This is a genomic window from Peptostreptococcus russellii, from assembly GCF_900110295.1.
Classification (GTDB): Bacteria; Bacillota; Clostridia; order Peptostreptococcales; family Peptostreptococcaceae; genus Peptostreptococcus; species Peptostreptococcus russellii_A.
The window spans coordinates 238,733-259,600 of the sequence record NZ_FODF01000001.1 but is presented as its reverse complement, the minus strand read 5'-3'; the positions used below and the strand labels follow the sequence as shown (position 1 = coordinate 259,600).

17 protein-coding genes and 1 other annotated feature are annotated in these 20,868 nt (G+C 30.3%); all 17 genes read right to left on the bottom strand.

The annotated features are described in order from the left end of the window. Positions 1 to 4: 4 nt before the first annotated feature. The 17 genes from BMY82_RS01070 to BMY82_RS00995 all read right to left on the bottom strand — a co-directional run bounded on the left by BMY82_RS01070 (position 5) and on the right by BMY82_RS00995 (position 20,377). Positions 5 to 1,372 carry an FG-GAP repeat domain-containing protein gene (locus BMY82_RS01070; protein WP_091973499.1) on the bottom strand — a complete coding sequence of 456 codons (1,368 nt, stop codon included), beginning with the start codon at positions 1,370 to 1,372 and terminating at the stop codon, positions 5 to 7. 25 nt (positions 1,373 to 1,397) lie between these two features. Beyond that, positions 1,398 to 2,549, bottom strand: a complete 1,152-nt coding sequence (locus tag BMY82_RS01065) for a THUMP domain-containing class I SAM-dependent RNA methyltransferase (RefSeq protein WP_091973497.1) — start codon at positions 2,547 to 2,549, stop codon at positions 1,398 to 1,400. Positions 2,550 to 2,808: 259 nt separating this feature from the next. Beyond that, entirely contained in the window at positions 2,809 to 3,468 is a 660-nt protein-coding gene (locus tag BMY82_RS01060; protein ID WP_091973493.1) for an amino acid ABC transporter ATP-binding protein, read from the bottom strand. Positions 3,469 to 3,479: 11 nt separating this feature from the next. After that, positions 3,480 to 4,097 (bottom strand): amino acid ABC transporter permease, encoded by a 618-nt coding sequence (locus BMY82_RS01055; RefSeq protein ID WP_091973490.1) that lies wholly within the window; start codon positions 4,095 to 4,097, stop codon positions 3,480 to 3,482. A gap of 135 nt (positions 4,098 to 4,232) precedes the next feature. Continuing rightward, a complete protein-coding gene (locus tag BMY82_RS01050; RefSeq protein WP_091973488.1) occupies positions 4,233 to 5,036 on the bottom strand; it encodes an amino acid ABC transporter substrate-binding protein in 804 nt (267 codons plus the stop codon). A gap of 162 nt (positions 5,037 to 5,198) precedes the next feature. Further along, positions 5,199 to 5,444: a binding site (T-box leader), on the bottom strand. Positions 5,445 to 5,506: 62 nt separating this feature from the next. Beyond that, positions 5,507 to 6,817, bottom strand: coding sequence for a YopA family protein (locus BMY82_RS01045; protein WP_091973485.1), 1,311 nt, complete (start codon positions 6,815 to 6,817; stop codon positions 5,507 to 5,509). A 77-nt stretch (positions 6,818 to 6,894) separates the two neighbouring features. Next, entirely contained in the window at positions 6,895 to 11,196 is a 4,302-nt protein-coding gene (locus BMY82_RS01040; RefSeq protein ID WP_091973483.1) for a 2-hydroxyacyl-CoA dehydratase, read from the bottom strand. A gap of 424 nt (positions 11,197 to 11,620) precedes the next feature. Continuing rightward, positions 11,621 to 13,093, bottom strand: coding sequence for an APC family permease (locus tag BMY82_RS01035; protein WP_091973480.1), 1,473 nt, complete (start codon positions 13,091 to 13,093; stop codon positions 11,621 to 11,623). 516 nt (positions 13,094 to 13,609) lie between these two features. Then, positions 13,610 to 14,632: a type I glyceraldehyde-3-phosphate dehydrogenase gene (gene gap / locus BMY82_RS01030; protein WP_091973476.1), complete on the bottom strand. Its 1,023-nt coding sequence runs from the start codon at positions 14,630 to 14,632 to the stop codon at positions 13,610 to 13,612. 366 nt (positions 14,633 to 14,998) lie between these two features. Continuing rightward, entirely contained in the window at positions 14,999 to 15,643 is a 645-nt protein-coding gene (locus BMY82_RS01025) for a YitT family protein (RefSeq protein WP_091973472.1), read from the bottom strand. Continuing rightward, positions 15,621 to 15,752 (bottom strand): hypothetical protein, encoded by a 132-nt coding sequence (locus tag BMY82_RS09615; RefSeq protein ID WP_278308720.1) that lies wholly within the window; start codon positions 15,750 to 15,752, stop codon positions 15,621 to 15,623. Before BMY82_RS09615 ends, BMY82_RS01025 begins: the two co-directional genes overlap by 23 nt. Before the next feature lie 332 nt (positions 15,753 to 16,084). Then, complete coding sequence (locus BMY82_RS01020) at positions 16,085 to 16,555, bottom strand: YbaK/EbsC family protein (RefSeq protein WP_091973469.1); 471 nt, start codon at positions 16,553 to 16,555, stop codon at positions 16,085 to 16,087. Between the two features lie 92 nt (positions 16,556 to 16,647). After that, a complete protein-coding gene (locus BMY82_RS01015; protein ID WP_091973466.1) occupies positions 16,648 to 17,373 on the bottom strand; it encodes a TIGR04283 family arsenosugar biosynthesis glycosyltransferase in 726 nt (241 codons plus the stop codon). A 98-nt stretch (positions 17,374 to 17,471) separates the two neighbouring features. Continuing rightward, positions 17,472 to 18,548, bottom strand: coding sequence for a phosphotransferase (locus BMY82_RS01010; RefSeq protein WP_091973462.1), 1,077 nt, complete (start codon positions 18,546 to 18,548; stop codon positions 17,472 to 17,474). A gap of 7 nt (positions 18,549 to 18,555) precedes the next feature. After that, entirely contained in the window at positions 18,556 to 19,215 is a 660-nt protein-coding gene (locus tag BMY82_RS01005) for a TIGR04282 family arsenosugar biosynthesis glycosyltransferase (RefSeq protein WP_091973459.1), read from the bottom strand. 20 nt (positions 19,216 to 19,235) lie between these two features. Then, positions 19,236 to 19,607, bottom strand: coding sequence for a hypothetical protein (locus BMY82_RS01000; RefSeq protein WP_091973456.1), 372 nt, complete (start codon positions 19,605 to 19,607; stop codon positions 19,236 to 19,238). A 29-nt stretch (positions 19,608 to 19,636) separates the two neighbouring features. Beyond that, entirely contained in the window at positions 19,637 to 20,377 is a 741-nt protein-coding gene (locus BMY82_RS00995) for an alpha/beta fold hydrolase (protein WP_091973453.1), read from the bottom strand. Positions 20,378 to 20,868 lie beyond the last annotated feature (491 nt).

The window sequence follows — 20,868 nt, the reverse complement described above, 5'->3', positions numbered from 1 at the left end:
TCCTCTATTTATTTATAATCTCAAATTTTTCTTTTATTGTTTCAAAGTTTATATTATATTCTTTTAAATACTTTTTATTTATTGGCTTATATATGTATGTGTATTCTTCATTTTCAGATAAAACATTAGAAAATTCTTCTTGATTCTGTGTTTTAGCCTTTGTATCCACTTCTTCACTATTTTTTTGAACAACTACTATCTCAAATAATCTTTCTAAGCTTTCATCAGCTTTTCTTGAATAAAATTCAAATATGCTTTTACTTGTACCATATTTTTGCTTAATAAAGAATTGTTTTTCTATGCTATTAGGAATACTAATCATAAAATTATAGTCATAGCAGTAGAATATCTGTTTTTCTGTCTTCAGTCTACTCTCCTTGCCGATTTGTCCATTCCACTCATACCAAGTGATTATATTGGACTCCTTAGGAGTGTTATTTGAGAATTTAAATTCTATTTTCGGTATTTCCAAAATACCATCTCCGTCTATATCGAATGGTTTTACAAGAGACGGATTTTTTAACTTTCCATCATCATCACTAAACGCTTTAACAAACTTTCCATCTCTATAGACTACAATTTGTGTAACTAATGATCCATCAAAGTTTTGGTAAACTACCATGCTACCTCTTTGATTTTTAGAAACCTTTCCATTGATTATATCAACTTTATCAAGGCTATCTATATTTTTCGATGTTTCAAATTTGTCAAAAACTATTTCTTCGCCTTCTATTTTTACCTTTGAAAGAATTGCATCGAAACTAGTTAAGTCCTGTAAAATAGCAAGACCTTCCTCTTTACCACTGCTATTATAATCATAGAAATTTAATTTAATTGCATATTTAGATGTACTGTATTCTGCCATCTTCTTTACAGTTTGATCTACATATTTATAGATGTATATATTTTCAAATCCCTTGTTGGAAATCTGAAGTACAATTTCTTTTTTTCCATCATTATTTATATCTACAAAGTTTGCATATTTTATATTGTCTCCTGAAATTCTTACCATTCTCTCAGAATCATCTACAATAGAATCTCCTTCACTTTCAAATATATACATATATATACTATTCATATCTTGATTTTCATTTATTTTCTTTTTGAACGCTATTACTTCCTTATTACCATCTGAATTTAGGTCAATCTTATTTATTCTCCCGACCTCAGTTGCATTTTTAGGAAGTATAAATGTCGTATCTATTGGAGTTAGTTTTCTTATGTCATTGTAAATTTTATAGTTAAATTCATTTGTTACCGGCTTTTCCAAAAGTTTTTCCGGTGATTTCATTGACTCTGTTTTACATCCAGTTAAGCATGCCGATATGAAAAAGCAGCAGAAAAGCATTAATAATTTCATTTTCAATTTCACTTTTTCTTTCCTCCCTATACACATATTACTTATCTTTTCTTGGTGGTTTAGGACCTAGATACTGATAATAATATGTTTTAAGCATACCATTATAAAGTTTTCTATTTCTAGTTGATTTCTCTCCGAATTCATATTCAAAATTATCATATGATGTAATTATAAAATAAGACCAGTTTTTTAGTTTTCTACACATATATCCTAATTCTTTATAAAGAATTTTTATACTTTCTTCATCTTCAAGTCTTTCTCCATATGGAGGATTGCTTATTAGGAATCCATATTCTTCATCACTAGTGAACTTTCTAGCATCTCCTACTTGGAATTTTATATATTTTTCAACTCCTGCTATCTCAGCATTTTCTTTTGCGATTTCAATTGTTTCTGAATCTATATCATATCCATAGATCATAAAATCTTCATCATCTTTTAATTGTTCAAACGCTTCTCTTCTAGTATCCCACCATATCTTTTTGTCAATAGTTCTCCATTTTTCTGCAATAAACTCTCTATTAAGACCTGGAGCCATATTTATTCCCATCATTGCTGCTTCTATCAGTATTGTACCTGAACCACACATAGGGTCTACTAAAGTTCTTCCTGCTCTCCAAGGAGTCAAATAAACTAGACCTGCCGCTAATGTTTCTCTTATTGGAGCCTTGTTTGATTTTTCTCTGTATCCTCTTTTATGAAGCGCAACTCCACTAGTATCTATAGAAAGAACAACCTTGTCCTTATGTATAAATACATAAATAGGATACTTTTCCTTGTCCTCTTTTAACATACCTTTTTCAAGATACTTTTCCTTCAAACTATCTACTATTGCCTTTTTTACTATAGACTGTATATCCGGTGTAGAGTGTAACTTAGACTTTATAGAAGAAGCCTTTGAAACAGGAAATTCTGAACCATAAGGTATAAATCTAGACCAGTCTATGGCTCTTGTCTTATCATATAGTTCTTCAAATGAAGTTGCCTTGAATTCAGCAACTTTAAGATTTACTCTCTCAGCGCATCTTAGCCACATATTAGCCTTTGCTATACCGTATTCATCTGTTTTGTATGTAATTCTTCCGTCTTCTGTTTTTTCAATTTCAAAACCTAGAGCCTTTATTTCATTGGCAAGCATCTTTTCCATACCAAAGAAACAAGGCGATATTAATGTATATTTATATTTCATATTACCTCCATGTTATTCTAATTTGTGTATAAATATATAACATTTTAATTATACCCTTTTATAGGCATATTAGCAACTGCTATAGGCTAAAAGCTTGTATCCAAGCCATTTTCTTTTTTATTAAGCTTTTCTTATAGAGTCTTCTTTTTCTGAAAATGCTATTTATTATAGAAAATTTATATTTATTTTATAAAAACAACCCTAGTATAATTAACTAGGGCTGTAATGATTGATAGAATTTTTATTTAATAACTATTGCCTAAATAACCTGCTCATCTAAGATAAGACCGTCTTCTATATATATAGTCTTGTCTGCTATTTTTTCTGAAAAAACATTGTCATGTGTTATTATAAGAATTGCCATTCCATTTTTTTTACAAGTTTCTATTATTTCTATAACCTTATCTATATTTTCTCTGTCTAAGGCCGATGTAGGTTCATCAAAGCATAAAACTTTGGGCATCAATGCACAACTTCTAGCTATTGCAACTCTTTGTTGTTGACCACCTGACAGCTCACAAGGATAGAATTCTTTTTTATCAGACAAGCCTACCATCTCTAGTAGCTCCATAGCAAACTTTGTGGTTTCTTTTCGATCTCTCTTGAAAACATTTACTGGTGCTTCTATTATATTTTCTAGAACAGATAAGTGTGGGAATAAGTTGAAATTTTGAAAAACCATTCCTATTTTTCCTCTAAGCTTTTTTATTTCAGAACTTCTGCTAATTTCAGTTTCATCTACTACTATCTCGCCACTATCAAAACTTTCAAGGCCAGTTATACATCTCATTAAAGTTGTTTTACCTGCTCCAGACTTTCCAAGTACTACTCCTATCTCACCCTTATCTATTTCAAAAGAAATCCCCTTCAAAACTTCTTCATTATTAAAACTTTTTCTCAAATTTACTACTTTTAACATCTCTAACACTCCTAATTATAATATGAATATTTATTTTCAAGCATTGACAGAATCTTTGTAAGAAGTCCTGTCATAACAAGATATATAATTGCTACATACACAAATGGCATAAAGCTTACTTCTCTATTACTTGCTATTAAAGCTATTCTAAATAAATCATTTAGCCCTAATATATATACTAATGAAGTATCTTTTACAAGATTGATCAGTTCATTAGATACTGGTGGTAAAACTCTTTTAAATACTTGTGGCAGTATTATTCGTCTATACATCGTAATCTTATCAAAGCCCATTACCTGCGCTGCTTCAAACTGCCCCTTATCAATTGACATAAATCCCGACCTAAATATTTCAGCATAGTATGCTGCATAGTTTACTGTAAATGCAAATAGTGCTATTGTCATCTGATTAAATACCAATTTTTGACTTACTATAGGAAGTCCATAGTATAAAAACATCATCTGAAGAAGCAAGGGCGTTCCTCTCATTATCCAAATATAGAAGCCTGTAATAGACCTTGCTACTTTACTCTTTGATAGTCTTAGGAAAGCTACCAGTATACCTAATGGTATTGAAAACACTGTGGTTAATACAAATATTTCCAATACAATTTTTACTCCATCAATCATTTTATTTCCTCCACGCTTATTACTTTTATTTTCTTATCTTATTTTTATATTTCTCTTTTATTTTCTTAAAAATACTCTCAAACTAACTCTACTAATAATCCTTACTTGATTGTCTATCATAAGCACAATTACTTTTTATTTAAACCATTTATCTTCTATTTTTTTGAAAGTTCCGTCTTTTTTCATTTCATCAAGTGCCTTATCTAGTTTTTCTCTTAATTCCTTGTCATCTTTTCTAAATCCTACTGCGTATTTTTCACTTCCTAAATCACCTTCAAGAACTTTATATTTGTTAGGATCTCTCTGCTTGATATAGTACTTTAATAGAACTTCATCTCCTACCACAGCCTTTGTTCTCCCTATTTCTAAATCTCTTAATGCCTTGTCATATGTGTCATATGTAGTAGCTTGTTTGTCCTTGATCATGTTTAAAAATTCTTTGTCATTTTCTATTGCGTCAAGAGCAGAAGATGCTGCCTGAGTTCCTACTGCTTGATCTTTTAAATCAGTTATGTTTTTAAAATCTTCATCGGATTTTGTTATTGCAATTTGTTTGTTATCAAGATATGGTTTTGAAAAGGCAACTTTCTTTTCTCTTTCAGGTGTAACACTATAGCCATTCCATAAGCAATCTACAGTCTTATTATCAAGAGCTTGTTCCTTCATGCTCCAATCTATATTTTCGAACTTTGCTTTGTATCCTGCTCTTTTGAAAGCTTCATTTGCCAAGTCGACATCAAAACCTACTATATTATTTTTTTCATCTAAAAATCCCATTGGTACAAAAGTATTGTCAAATCCTACAATTACTGTATTGTCATCCTTAGCTGCATTTGCTGATTTATCTTCCTTGTTATTTGATGTGCATGCCACTAAACTTGAAATAGCTGCCACTCCCACTACTGATAACAGTATTTTTTTTAGTAAATTTTTCTTCATTTTCATTTCCTCCTAATTTATCTTATTGTTAATAATGTGAATTCGGTAGTCAACGATGAATTTTACTCTTCAGTGATGCGCGCTATTTTAATAAGATTTTTCTAAACACTTGAAAGATTCTCTTAAACTAAGAAATAAAAAAACTCCCATCCTCTGACTACGTCAGAGGACGAGAGTATTAATATCTATACTTCGTGTTCCCACCTCTATTTATCATTACCTCACGATAATAACCTCACTAGGTACCATCATACCCTGGTGCTGTAACGGGCACTCCCGTGATAGCCTACTTTAATTCGGTATCAGACTCGAGGATGTGTTCACCATGCTTCGTATACGCGCCTCTCACCAAACGGCAACTCTCTGTTCAACTAAGTCATAACTACTATTTCCTGTCTTCGTCACTAGCTTATTTTGATGTTGTATTGAGTGTATTACAACTTTCAAAAAAAGTCAATAGTTTTTTTGAATTATTTTAATTTAGCCCAAGGAACTATATTCACATCACCAAAACAATAGTCTTTAAAACGATTTGTATACTCGCCTCTGTAGTTAATAATATATAAAATAGCTAATTCAATATAATTTACTCCTAAAAGAATAGTATTCCACATATCTTCAAATTCTAGATGGATATTTCTTTTTCTTTTGCTTGGATGAACAACGGAATTTCTATAGTAAGTCAATAGATCTACTCCATCATCAAAAAAGTCGATTATTTCATCTGATAAATGAGAGTTCTCTGGTATTTTATTGTCTATATAACAACCTTTAAGAAACTCTCTTATATTTTGATTTGCAGGTCTTGAATCATATTCAGCTTGGCTCAATTTCGACTCATCTTCTACTAAGACAACATAAGAAAGCATTTCTAAAGCTGTTTGTATTGAGATTATATTATTTCCCATATTAACTCCATTTAAAGCTCCTATATACCAATCAACTATATTTTGAATAGTATTATTGTAATATGAGTTTTCTAATTTCTTACACATTAAGGACATATATTTTTCAAAGTTATGGTAATTTGATATTGTAGTAGTCCATTTAAATACAAATCTATAATCAGTTGACATCATCTTGTACCATGCTCTATATGTATTTTTATCATCTTTAAATCCAAACGCATTTGGAATATTAATATATCTTCCACAAGAAAAGCTAAGTGCAGTTGCTATTCTATGAATAAGTTCATCTATATTTTTTGTTTTAAAAGACTCCATATTATTTTTATATATTCTTCCAGTATGAGTAATTATCGAACCATTTTTTGATACTAGTTCACTATGTAGCTCTTTATTGTAGTCATAACTTTTATCTATAATTATTTTATAGTCATTTATATTAAACTCTATTCTGCCTGCATATACTAAATCCTTATATTTTACAAGCTTACCAGGAATTTTATCCATATTTATAATATCAAATTGAATGTAGTCAACAGAATTATCCTTTGATTTTAATATCATATCATTTACATATCCTATTACCCTACCATTCTTAAAGCTTTGTATTTCAATATCCATAAGCTTATATCCTACTATTTCTAATTTAGCATTATCAAAAGATTTATAATCAATTACTTCTGACACCTCGTCAAACTGATAAACCTTCGCTGAAAAGTTTATTGATACTGGTTCAGTTATTTTATAAGTTATGACACCATCACACTTTATTTTTCGATCTGTATATATACAAAACTTCCCTTGGTAAATCACTATCTCTTCGTTGATAGCATTGTTTTTATATAAAGACTCTATGGCCTCATTAGTTATATTCATATTATCCCTTTCACTTGTTACATTTTTAAATTATAAAATAGTATGCTCTACATTGTAGAGCATACTATTTTATTTTTCTATCTACTTACTGAGTTTAAGTCGATCTCTCTAAATTTATTATCTTCTTTTTGATTGTTATTTATTTCGTCAAATGCTGTTGAAAGCATTAGTTTAATTCTATTAAGTTGGTTTACAGATGTTGCAGACGCATCATAGTCAATTGGTATTATATTTGCCTTAGGGTATTCTTTCTTTATTCCCTTTATAACACCCTTTCCTATTATATGATTTGGTAAACAACCAAAAGGCTGCATACAAACTATATTATTGCATCCACTTTCTAATAGCTCTAACATTTCTCCAGGTAATAGCCAGCCTTCACCTGTTTGATTACCCAAAGATACAAATCTTTTTGTAAATTGTGCAATATCCGAAATTCTCTTAGGAGCTTCAAATCTTTTGCTCTTTCTCAAAGCAGTGTAGTATGTTTTTTGATACATTTCTATAATCTTAACTATTGCTTTTCCACCGACCATTGATTTAAAAGTTCCTTCTAAATTTTCCTTTTTATAAACACTATTATATGCTGCTGCAAGGAAGAAATTTATCAATTCTGGAACGACTGCTTCAGCTCCTTCTTTTTCAAGAATTGAAACCAAGTCATTATTTGCAATAGGGCTAAACTTAACTAATATCTCTCCAACTAATCCCACCTTTGGTTTCTTTTCATCAGTAATTTCTAGAGTGTCAAAGTCCTTAACTATTTCATTAATGTTTTGTTTAAACTCTCTCATATTACCATTGGATAATGATTCCTTGCACTTTTCAACCCATTTCTTGTAAAGGGCATTTGCACTTCCCTTAAACTTTTCATATGGTCTTACTCTAAGAAGAACCTTCATCAAAAGATCCCCATAAAGAACCCCCATTACTAGTTTATTAAGAAGCCCTATACTTACATGCTCCTTAAGACCATTGTCCTCTACACCTCTTGCACTAATAGAAACTACTGGTACATTTTCAAATCCTGCTGATTTAAGTGCCTTTCTAAGGAAAGATATATAGTTTGTCGCTCTACATCCTCCACCAGTTTGGCTCATTAAAACTGTTGTATGTTCTGGATCATACTCACCAGATTTTAGTGCATGTATTATCTGACCTATAACTATTATAGCTGGATAACAAGCGTCATTATTTACATATCTTAAACCTTCTTCTATTATCTCAGAAGAATTGTTGTTCAAAACAACTGCCTTAAGACCTGAGTCACGAACTGCCTTTTCTACAAACTGGAACTGCATAGGTGCCATCTGTGGCGCTAAAAGCGTATGTTCAGGATTAAGCCTTGTATTTTTCTGATATTTTACAATTTTCTCTTCTAACTGAGAAGGTCTAATTCCACTTTTTTCCCTTTCTTTAATTGCTGCCTTTAAAGATCTTAATCTTATTTTAGCAGCACCTAGATTATTACCTTCATCTATTTTTATTACTGTATGTATTTTTGATTTTTCATTTAGTATTTCTTCAACCTGTTCTGTAGTAACAGCATCTAGACCACATCCAAATGAATTAAGCTGCACCATGTCCAAATTGTCATGTTCTTTACAAAATGCAGCTGCTTTATAAAGTCTTGAGTGGTATACCCACTGATCTACAACTCTAAGCGGTCTTTTCATATTTGCAAGATGACATATAGAATCCTCTGTCAAAACAGCCATTCCTAAAGAGTTTATAAGCTCTGGTATACCGTGGTTTATCTCAGGATCAATATGATATGGTCTTCCAGATAAAACTATACCTCTCTTATTTTCTTTCTCTAAAAGTTCTACTGCCTCTTCTCCCTTTCGTCTTATTTCCGCCTTAAAAGAATTGTATTCCTCAGTTGCTGCATCTACAGCCTCATTTATTTCTTTTTTACTTATATCTGGATAATGATATTTCATAGCTGTAAATATTCTTTTCTTCAACTTTTCTTTGTCATTAAGTGTAATAAAGAAATTTATATATTTTATATCTTTATCTTCTATATCATCCATATTACTCTTTATTACTTCTGGATAAGAAGTAACTACTGGACAATTAAAGTGATTATCTGAATTTGGATCTTCCCTAAACTCATGAGTTACTGAAGGATAAAAGATTGTTTTTATACCCTTTTCAATTAAATCTTCAATATGCCCATGAACTAATTTTGCTGGATAACATACTGTATCAGACGCAATAGAACTTATACCTTTTTCAAATATTTTCTTTGAAGATTTTCCTGATAAAACAACAGAAAATCCTAGCTTAGTTAAGAAAGTATGCCAAAAAGGATAATTTTCATACATATTAAGAACTCTGGGAACTCCAATCTTCCCTCTCTTTGCATCTTTTTCATCAAGAGACTTATATGAAAAAAGCCTATCATACTTGTATTTATAAAGGTTGATAACATCTTTGTCTCTTTTTACTTTTGAATGTGTATAGATAGCTTCTCCTACTTCACATCTATTTCCCGATACAAATATCTCCGTTTCAGAGAATTTATTTATTGTAAGCAAACACTTATTTGAACATCCCTTACATCTTGTGACACTTGATTCCACACTTATATCACTTAGTTCTTCTTCATTAAGTATGCTTGATTTATTTTCATTATAGTTTTCTTTTGATATCAAAGCACAGCCAAAAGCTCCCATTAAGCCTGCTATATTAGGTCTTGTAACTTCTCTTTCTGTTAAAATTTCAAAGGATCTAAGTACTAGGTCATTGTAGAATGTTCCACCTTGAACTACCACATTTTCGCCTAATTCCTCTACATCTCTTAGCTTTATTACTTTAAATAGTGCATTTTTTACTACCGAATAAGCGAGTCCTGAAGATATATCCGAAACTGTAGCGCCTTCTTTTTGTGCCTGTTTCACTCTAGAATTCATAAAAACTGTACATCTAGAACCAAGATCAACTGGATTCTTTGCATAGACTCCTTCTTTAGAAAAATCTATAACATCCATGTGAAGTGATTTTGCAAAAGATTCAAGGAAGGAACCACAGCCTGATGAACAAGCTTCATTTAATATGATTTGGTCTATTACTCCATTTTTTATCTTGAGACACTTCATATCTTGTCCGCCTATATCCAATATAAAATCGACATCTGGATTAAAGAATTTTGCCGCTTTATAATGTGCAATGGTTTCAATCTCGCCTTCATCCATTCTCAATGCCTTTTTTATTAGTTCTTCTCCATATCCAGTTACTGTTGCTCTTGCAATTTTGCAATTATCTGGAAGTATAGAGTATATATCCTTTAAAATCTTTATACTCATTTTTAAAGGGCTACCTTCATTACTTCCATAGTGAGTATACAGAAGCTCTCCCTCGTCATTTATAAGGGCGGCCTTAGTAGTTGTAGAGCCTGCATCTATTCCCAAGAAGCAATTACCACTGTAAGTATAAATATCTTTTGTTTTAACCTTTGCCTTTGCATGTCTTTGAGAAAACTCTTCATATTCTTTTTCATCCTTAAACAATGGAATAATCTCTTCGTTATTACCATCTTCAAGTGTTTCTATTGAAACTACTCTATCTATTAGTTCCTGAAGATTATGACTGTTTTCATTACTTGCTAATAAAGCAGCACCCATAGCTACATATAGCTGAGCATTCTCAGGAAAAATTATATCCTCACTTTCAAGTTTCAAAACAGTTGCAAACTGTTTTCTAAGTTCAGATAAGAAGTACAGTGGACCACCTAAAAAGGCAACCTTTCCTTCTATTTTTCTTCCACATGAAAGAACGCTAACTGTCTGCACAACAACGGCATTAAATATACTCATTGCAATGTCTGCTTTACTTGCACCGTCATTTATAAGAGGCTGAATATCTGTCTTTGCAAATACACCACATCTAGATGCTATGGGGTATATAACCTTAAAATTCTTTGCAAGTTCATTCAGTCCTGCTGCATCTGTTTTAAGAAGGCTAGCCATCTGATCTATAAAGGCTCCTGTTCCACCTGCACATATCCCATTCATTCTTTGGTCTATGCCGCCAGATAAAAATGTTACCTTTGCATCTTCTCCGCCTAATTCGATTACAGCGTCTGTTTCAGGGTGAAAGTGATTTATAGACTCTGTACTAGAAATTACTTCCTGCTCAAACTTTATGCCTACCTTCTTCGATAGACCAATTCCACCTGAACCTGTTATTACAGTTCTAACATTTATATTACCTAACTTTTTAAATATATCTTTTAATTGATCACTAACAGCCTTTTTTACATCTGAAAAATGTCTTCTATATTCTTTGTAAAGAATATTATCGTCTTCAGATAAAACTACGGCTTTTACAGTTGTGGACCCGACATCTATTCCTAAATTATAGATACCTTCCATCTCATACCTCCTAAAAACTTCATTAACATTTTTTACTACAAAACACAATATACAATTGTCTTTTGTATTCTTTTATTATAACACATAAACTAGATACATACTCATTTTTTGATTAAAAAAACGAATGAAATAAAGATATATCAATATTATTATTTAATTTCATTTTGCTGAAATTAAATAATACTGCAAATGAAAACGTATTATTTTCTTTTTTGTTTTTTAAGAAAAAACCAGTAAAGTTATATAAATAAGTTTTTATACTATAGAGCTAATCTATTTTAATTATAGCTGTGTATTCTATATATTTTTATATTTTTTTCATATAAAATAAACCCGACTGCATTTTGATACAGCCGGATTTCTATAAACAACTATTTAGGTATATTTCTCTACCTTAATATCTTATTAATTTTCTATTTTCTCATTATCTTTTCTCGTTACTGTTTTTATTTTCTTTTTTCTTTTTTCTCTGATAATATGGAATATCTCCAAAAAGCATTTCATCTGTATAACCTCTTTTTCTCCACTTTCTTAAAGATAGGTAATATGAAGCCGCTCCTAAAATAATCCATCCTAGTACTATTGTGAATTCTTGAATTTTAAATCCTGAAGGCATTCCTGGAATATATAGTATTAACATCCCTCCTGTTAGAAGAACTGCCATAGTTCCAACAAGCTTTGGATATTTAATCTTGTATGGTCTTTCTAATTCAGGCTCATTTTTTCTAAGTAAAATAAATGATATTGCCACACAGAAATAAGCTACAACTGCACCAAAACTACCTGCATTTGTAAGCCAAGTAAGCATTTCCTTTCCAAAGAAAGGTGCTATCATAGATAATGTTCCTACTAATAATATAGACACATATGGTGTTTTAAATTTCTTGTGATGTTTAGAAAATATTTCTGGAATTAATTTTGCTTCAGAAAGTGCACAGATTGCCCTGCTACCTCCTATAAAAAATGAATTCCAACTTGTAAGTATGCCTGCTGCTCCACCTATAATAACTATATTCGCAGCGATTTCTTTGTTGTTCCAAAGTTTTTTCATGGCATCTGCTGTAACTAGATTGGCAGAATTTATTTCATTTGCATTCATTGCAAGAGAAACCGCAAATATTATTGCAATATACCATATTACTGCCATTAGAATTGATAAAATCATTATTTTCCCGATTCTCTTTAATGGAACGTCTATTTCTTCTGCAGCTTGTGGTATAACATCAAATCCTAGAAACATAAATGGTGTCATTACAGCTACTGATAAAACGCCCTTATATCCATTCTCAAAGAATGGGTGCATATTCATTGTATCTCCCTTGATAACCGCTAAAGCAATCAATAATATTCCTATTGCTGCGATTACATATGTAAGAAAATTTTGAAGCTTGGCAGCTGATCCAGCGCCCTTAATATTTATTAGCATCAGTATAAATGCAGAAATAGAACCTATAGCTACCCAAGAAGCATAGACTTTAAAACCTGCAATCGTATACATATATCCCTTTAAAATTCCCGGGAATATATATTGTAAAACCGATGGTAAAGCGCATGCTTCAAAAGCAGTTACACTTATATAACTTAGGATAATACCCCAAGTACAAACAAAAGAGCCATTTTTACCCATCGCTCTCATACTAAATTTCTGCTCACCACCGTTAAGTGGCATTGCACTTGTTAATTCTGCAAATATTAAGCCCTCAAAGATTATCATCATACCTGCAATTACAAAGGCAATCATAGCTCCTATAGAGCCTGCTCCTCTTATCCAATAACCAGCTAGTATTACCCAGCCCCATCCTATCATTGCACCAAATGCTATTGCAAATATATCTTTTTCCGATAAAACTTTTTCATATCTTTCTTCATTGTTGATTTTTTTATTAGTTTCTTTCATTGCTATCTTCCCCTTTTTTAACGTTTATTGAGTAATAATGTTAAATATAGAATACTTGTGAAATAGAAATTCACAATTAATTAAGTCAATTAAAGTTGTTTATTTTTAAGACTATAAAAAAATTCAACGGAGTAATATATTTGTTAAGTTAAAATTATAGCACATTTCCTTCATTTTTGCAACTATTTAGAAATTACTGTTTATTATTATGAACATAAAACTTACTATAACTAAAACATTTCTATATTTTTATGTTTTTTAAATGTTTAGTAGTTTAAGATTTTATCTATTATTTTAAAAGTTTTTTTAATTATTTCCATTATAATATTAATCTTATACAATAGAAATACAAGTTGTTTACCATATCGCTTTTCATACAAAAAAGGTACTCTATAAAATAGAGTACCTTTTAATTTATTTTTTTTATTAACAAGCTCAAAAAAAACGATTTCTTTTTTCTTGAAGCTATATAAAATGAATAAAAAATTTCATTTTATTCTCAATTTATATTTTTATCTACTTAGATAGTTTATCACAAATTAAATTTACTAGGTCAGCTGATCTAACTGCATATGCCCATTCATTATCATACCAAGAAAGAATCTTTACAAGACCATCTTCCATTACCATAGTTGATAAACCATCAACTATTGAAGATCTTGAATCTCCCTTATAGTCTACAGATACTAATGGTTTTTCAGAAAATCCTAAAATACCCTTTAATTCATTTTCAGATGCTTCTTTAAGTGCTGCATTAACTTCTTCTGCTGTAACATCTTTTTTCTTAACATTTACTACTAAATCTACTATTGAAACAGTCTGAGTTGGCACTCTTAGTGAGAATCCATTTAATTTACCCTTTAACTGAGGTAATACTAGTGAAACAGCCTTTGCTGCACCTGTTGTTGTTGGTATTATTGAAGCTCCACAAGCTCTAGATCTTCTTAAATCTTTATGAGTCTTGTCAAGAACCTTCTGATCATTTGTATATGCATGAACTGTTGTCATCATACCATTTTCAATTCCGAACTTTTCATCTATAACCTTAGCTACTGGTGCAAGACAGTTTGTAGTACATGAAGCGTTAGATACTATATTGTGTAGGTCAGAATCATAATCTTCATGATTAACACCTAATACTACAGTTATATCTTCTTCCTTAGCTGGACAAGTTATAACGACTTTCTTTGCTCCTGCATCTATATGCCCTATAGCATCTTTTCTAGTTTTAAATTTACCAGTGTTTTCTACAACTATATCAACACCTAAGTCCTTCCATGGTATTTCTGATGGATGGTTTTCTCTTGTAATTGCTATATCTCTTCCATTAACTGATATACAGTCTTCACTCTTAACTTCAACATCTCCCTGGAATATTCCATAACTTGAATCGTACTGGAATAGATGAGCAAGTGTTTCAGCATCCGCTCTTGCATTTATAGCTACTACTTCAAAATCATAATCATTTGAACTTTCTGCTATTCTTAAAACAGCTCTACCTATTCTACCAAATCCATTTAATCCTACTCTTGTTTTCATTACAGTCCTCCGTATAGTATATAATATTTAATTTATTTTCACTCAAATATCTTATCTCCCCAGATAATGAGTTATTAGTATATAACATATTGCCTTCTTACATAATTATTGTATACTATTTAAATAAATAATGCAATATATATACACTTATTTTTAATATTTCATATTCTTTTAAGTTTTTCACTTTTTAATTAGATTATTATGACACTTACTTAAGTTTTTTATAGATTTACATAAAAAAACGAAGGCTTTATTTGCAATAAATTCAACCTTCGCTACTATTTTTTCTATAATATTTTCTAAAAAACAATATTTGTATCACTAAAAGATATACTATATTCTATTGTGATACACTAATTGTATATATTATGCAGCAAGCTTATTTTCTTTAACTTTGCCTGCAACAGCTGTTTCTGTAGGAATCTTTTTCTTTTCCTTGTACAGCAAGTCGATTACCTGTCCGCTTATGACTACTGCAACTATTGAGTACATCATTGATCTCATTGGTAAATACACTAGTGATAATAATAAAACCGAAACATCACTTATAAGATATATTATACCGATTCTAAATCTCAACAATTTAGATAACACTATTGCAAGAGCATCATCACCGCCAGATGCTCCACCTGCATTCATTATTATTGCGCAACCTATACCCACTGACGCTCCACCAAGTATTGCTGCCATTAAATCATTATTTACTGTTACAAGGAAACCTACTTTTTCTAGTATTCCATATATAACAGAAAATGCAAATGATGCAAATAATGTATATCCGAAAAACTCTTTTCCTAAAACTTTAAAACCGATTAATATCAGTATTCCATCTATTAATATATTTGATATTGATACTTCTACCCCAAACATATTTTTAAGTATAAGGAGTATACCTAATACTCCACCTTCTGTAATTCCGTTTTGATAATAAAAATTGTAAATACCAAACGATAATATAAAAGTTCCTATTGTAACCATACACAACCTTTTAAATATACACCGTTTGTCCATAAATATAACCTTCCTTTTCTCTTCTGCAATTATTAATTACTTTGATATCGGAAGTAGCTACTTTCTTTCTAATTCTCTTGTTAAGCTTAACTATGAACTCATTATACATAAAAAAAAGACTATTTACAATAGCCTTTCTTGGTTTTTAATTTCGTTATTTTTAACGTTAAGTTTTTAACGCCATTTTTCCTGTTTTTCCTGTATGTTTTTTATTTTCTTATTATTCCCTTTAATTTCAACGTATAGAACGTTTACATATTATAATTTTATTTAATAATATGATTAAAAAATTTAGTATCAATGAACTTGAGTTTTTATAAATTTTTTATTTGTTTACTATAGCTAAACACAACCCAAAGCTTTTAAATGATAATAGCACTCAATTATATCTTTCTATAGCTTTTTATTATATATAAACTATTGTTTTGATATATAATACTTTTAAACTATCTTACAAACATCTACCCAACTTACAAAGTTTTGAGAGTATTTTTCTAACTCTTCACATGTAAATTCTATTGCTGAGTTATCACTTCCTGCTGCTGGGAATGATGTATCAAATCTCCTTAAGCTATTATCTAAGTATACCTCTACGTTTTCTTTTATGGCAAACGGGCATATACCACCCACTTTATGACCTATTATCTCTTCTGCTTCGTCAAATGGAACCATTTTAGCCTTGCAGTGAAACTCTGTCTTGTACTTTTTATTGTCCACCTTTGCATCTCCTGAAGTAACTATCAATATTGGTCCTTTTTTAGTTATAAAACTTAAAGTCTTAGCTATTCTAGCCTCCTCAGTTCCGACTGCAACTGCTGCAAGTTCTACAGTTGCACTGCTTAAATCAAATTCTAATATCTCCTTATCTGTATCTAAATCTTCAAAGTAATCTCTTACCTTTTCAATACTCATTGTATTTATCCCCCTCCATTATAATTATCTATTAACTATATATTAGCATACTTTTAAATTTTCCGATAATTTTTAATGAAATATTATAAGGATTACTTATAATATTTTTTAACTATTTCTTCTGGTGAAACACCTTCTCTAAATTGTTTTTGAAAAACTTGCATCTCATACATAGTAAGCAGAATTCCTATACAACTAAGAATTCCTTTATTGAATATTCCTTTGCCTAGATAATATTTCCTAGATGATGTAATTATTTTAGAATCTATTTGAACTAGACTTGTAACTTCTTTTGCTCTAATTGAAATATCATAATCTTCCATTATTGGAATCTCCTTGAAACCACCTAATTTATCAAATAGTTCTCTTGTAAAAAACATTCCCTGATCACCAAAGGCTATCTTTCTTTTTACCGCTCTTTTCCTTGATTGATATCCGCAAATTTTCATAAGTAACCTTTTATCATCGAAATATATTGACAGACATCCAAATTCAACTCCATCTTCCACCGCCTTTGAAATTTTCTCAATTAGATCAAATTCTACTATACTATCGCAGTGAAGAAAAAAAACTACATCTCCAGTAGATTCTTTATATCCGCTATTCATCTGTAAAGCTCGCCCTTTTTCAGAAGAAATATATTTTAAATTGATATTATCTGACATTTTTTCTATATAGCTCTTTGACTTATCGTCATTCGAAGAGTCAACAAAAATAACCTCATACACATCTTCAAGGTACATAAGGTTATCAATTATCTTTTTAACGTTTTCAAATTCATTATAAATAGGTATCACTATAGATATATTTTTTGACATAACAATCTCTCCAAATATATTTTAAGTGTGAGTTGCGAACTACACCTGTGTGAGAAATGTGCGATTTAAATGTTGCAACTCACACGAAAAATCTTGTTTTATATAAAGCTTTCAATAATATTATCCATAAAATCCAACTTCAAATATTCTTTAAGCTTGTTAAATGTAAACTCATTTATAAGAGTTTTTTCTGAATCATTGTATTCAACCCAAGCCATAGCACACCATGTTAGTCCTCTTAGACAGTTAAATACAATATATTTATATACTTTTTCCCTAAATAGTATATACTTATCATCTGATTTCAATTCACAAGAACTGACATCTTTTTTATTATAATATATTTTATAATAAATCTCCATAAAATTATCAATTTCTTTTTTAGATAATATTATATCCGTTTTCCAAAATGTTGTTGTCGGAGCTAAAAAATGTCCCAAATCTTGTTCTTTTTCTCCTATAATCGGTTTTTCCCAATCCAAAAGATAACACTTTTCTTCTTTCATTATAAAATTCGAAGAATTAAGTTCAGTATTTATAAGTGTTCTTTCAGACTTGTTTCCTATATTACTTTCCTTTAGTCTTTTGTTTGCGTTTTCAAAGATAATTTTTATTCTGTTATCAACTTCTTTATCAAAGAAGTCGCTTTTCTCATATTTGCTATACATTTCCTTGCATTCATCTATCATCGCCGCAAAAGGATCATTAGGCTCTACAAAATCAAACTTATGATTAGACTTATACTTGTGTATCTGCGCTAAGCAATTAGCACCATACAGCAAGTCCTTTTTATAGTCAAATTGCCTTCCTTCTATAAAACTCATTAGCAAATATTCTTTTTCGATTAGATCTTTTGATGTATCAAGAAAAATAGGAAATGGTGTAAGTCCTGTATCTTTAAGATACTCAAGTGCATTGTATTCATATTCAATTTGATTATCAAGATGCATTTGACTGCCGTAATTTATCCTTAAAACAGCAGTTTCCTCAATATTTCTTTCATTATATTTTATTTTGATATTTAATTTATAGTTATAGTTATATTCACCATTAGCCAACTCTTCTACATTTATTTTATAATAGCAAAAATTCAGGGGAAAGTTTTTCCCCTGAGCATACTTTTCCATAAATATTTTATTGTTAATAGCATTTTCAACAGTTTTTATATCAATCATGCCTATCTTAATATCCTCTCTCTCTCAAATACTTTCTTGTATTTCCAAAATCAAGTTTCCTGTATCTAGTTGAGTTTGTTAATTCTTCTAAGTCCTCACCTTCATCTAAATCAAGTAGCTTCTCATTTATATGTACAGTTAGTCCTGCATCACATACTAGAGCAATAGTATTTTCAATTACTGTCTTATCTTTAGATACATTGTACATCTCAAATATTTCTTTTATGGGCTTTTTGCTCCCTATAAGACAGTATCCATTGTCCTCTGTTGGTGTAATTACCACATCAACATTGTCTAAGACCTTAAAGGACTTGTTTATATGTTTGTAGGACATTTCAGGTATATCTGCACCTATAAGAACGACTCTATCGTATCCCATGTTAAAAACACGGTTCATAGAGTCGTACATTCTAAACCATATATCCTCTCCTCTTTGAGAGAACTTTTTATTTTTTACTGTGAATATTTCAGACAATATTTTCGTATCACCATTTGGTGTATATGAAATGAAAATATCTGCATCTATATTTTTAGAGGTTTCATTAAGGTCTTTTAACATATTTTTATGGAGTTCCGAACACTGCTTTTTAGTTAGACATCCTTCTAACCTAGTCTTAGTTTGTCCAGGAATTGGTAGTCTCGTAAATATTATAAAGCCTTTTTTCAAAACATTCCCCTTCTATTTTTTTATTTTTCTTTATTATCTTCACTATCTTCTTTTTCTTCTTCGGAATTGTGTACTATGCAAATATAATCATCGTCATAATTTTTTTCTTCTTCACAAGAACAATCATCACTGCAACAACAGTCCTCATCATCACAAGAAGAAATATCATCGTACTGGAATCCGCCTTTAAGTTTGGCATCGATCATATCGTCGATACAGTCACGTAAATCTTCAAGATCCTCTAAATCAATATCTTCTACATCTACATCATCATAATCTGATAAACGTTCATCTATGAAGCCTTTTATTTCTTCTTCATTTTCTTTGTATAGCTTATAACCAACTGCACCTGCCGCAATACCTAATGCTGCTCCTAATAATAACTTTTTCATGATCCTGCCTCCTAAAATAAATTTAGAGTCTACACTATATCAAGACCGCACTCTTGTAAAAACTCTACAGGGTCTTCGAACATAAGCTGCATATGACTCATACCTTCTACTATTCTTATTTCTCCAGATTTAAGATTTCTAACCTCAGGAAGATTTATCTTCGCTTTATCTTTTTCTCCAAATAAGAATCTTACCTTTGTGCCTTTTCTGTAAAGCTGAGATGGCAAAGTATAGTCATAACACGAGTATGAAATGTCCTTCAATGACTTTTTATCCATTCCTTGATACACCTTTAAGCAATATTCTTCTTCTTTATTATCTAAATATCTATATTTCTCAGAATTTTTAAATGCATTCATACCCATCTTCTTCATCTTTTTTACCATCTTTTTCAGTTCGCAGTAAAATAAAAAGCCATAAAATTTACTGCTTTTTAGAGCTGGTGAATCCAATGCTGCTCTGTCTATTTGCAACCACTGTTCCTTAAGTATCTCAAAGGCAACTGAAGAACCGTATGATGATCCTAAAAGAAATGCAATTTCAGTTATTTCATTGTCTTTTAGCCATTTTATTATTTCATCAGCTTGTTTCCTTGTAGACACAAAATCTGTGTGTGGATATGTTAAACCGTTTAGATTAGGAATTACCACATAATATTTTTCCATTAGTAATGGTAAAATCGTTTTGTAGCTGGTAACACCCGGATAAAAAATACTGTGCACTAACAAGGCAACAGGTTTATCGGGATTACCAAAAGTTTCTATTTTCATTTCTTCCTCCTAGAGTAAATTAGTACTTTTATTAATAATATCTTTTTATATCAACTAATATACAACCTAAGGTATTAAATGTCAATCACCTAATCATAATGAATTATTGTTTTGTTTTCTTGCAACTTTCTATCTATTTTTAAAGTTTAAAGTAAATTTTACAGCCTTGCATTTTAACTATTTTCAAGAAAAATATAAGTCATTATTTTAAACTTTTTATTCTAGAATAAAAAGTTATGCAATATTTTATTTACTTTTTAAAATATAAATGCTAAGCATTTGAAAAGACTTTGTTCAAGCCTTAAATACAATAGATACTTTTCTCAAAATTTCTTTATGAATTATAAAACTATTCTTGACAAAGTAAGATATATTCTAAACCTTGAAATAGAACTATATCACTCAAGAAAGAATCTTTTGTTAATGCATATTCATATTTACAACAATCCTTGCTCTCAAGGTCTTCCTGACTATAAATAAAATATATTTCT

Coding starts and splice junctions, on each gene's coding strand:
- BMY82_RS01065 (WP_091973497.1), bottom strand. CDS start 2,549: ATGAAATATAAATATACATTAATATCGCCTTGTTTCTTTGGTATGGAA.
- BMY82_RS01060 (WP_091973493.1), bottom strand. CDS start 3,468: ATGTTAAAAGTAGTAAATTTGAGAAAAAGTTTTAATAATGAAGAAGTT.
- BMY82_RS01055 (WP_091973490.1), bottom strand. CDS start 4,097: ATGATTGATGGAGTAAAAATTGTATTGGAAATATTTGTATTAACCACA.
- BMY82_RS01050 (WP_091973488.1), bottom strand. CDS start 5,036: ATGAAGAAAAATTTACTAAAAAAAATACTGTTATCAGTAGTGGGAGTG.
- BMY82_RS01045 (WP_091973485.1), bottom strand. CDS start 6,817: ATGAATATAACTAATGAGGCCATAGAGTCTTTATATAAAAACAATGCT.
- BMY82_RS01040 (WP_091973483.1), bottom strand. CDS start 11,196: ATGGAAGGTATCTATAATTTAGGAATAGATGTCGGGTCCACAACTGTA.
- BMY82_RS01035 (WP_091973480.1), bottom strand. CDS start 13,093: ATGAAAGAAACTAATAAAAAAATCAACAATGAAGAAAGATATGAAAAA.
- gap (WP_091973476.1), bottom strand. CDS start 14,632: ATGAAAACAAGAGTAGGATTAAATGGATTTGGTAGAATAGGTAGAGCT.
- BMY82_RS01025 (WP_091973472.1), bottom strand. CDS start 15,643: ATGGACAAACGGTGTATATTTAAAAGGTTGTGTATGGTTACAATAGGA.
- BMY82_RS09615 (WP_278308720.1), bottom strand. CDS start 15,752: ATGTATAATGAGTTCATAGTTAAGCTTAACAAGAGAATTAGAAAGAAA.
- BMY82_RS01020 (WP_091973469.1), bottom strand. CDS start 16,555: ATGAGTATTGAAAAGGTAAGAGATTACTTTGAAGATTTAGATACAGAT.
- BMY82_RS01015 (WP_091973466.1), bottom strand. CDS start 17,373: ATGTCAAAAAATATATCTATAGTGATACCTATTTATAATGAATTTGAA.
- BMY82_RS01010 (WP_091973462.1), bottom strand. CDS start 18,548: ATGATTGATATAAAAACTGTTGAAAATGCTATTAACAATAAAATATTT.
- BMY82_RS01000 (WP_091973456.1), bottom strand. CDS start 19,607: ATGAAAAAGTTATTATTAGGAGCAGCATTAGGTATTGCGGCAGGTGCA.
- BMY82_RS00995 (WP_091973453.1), bottom strand. CDS start 20,377: ATGAAAATAGAAACTTTTGGTAATCCCGATAAACCTGTTGCCTTGTTA.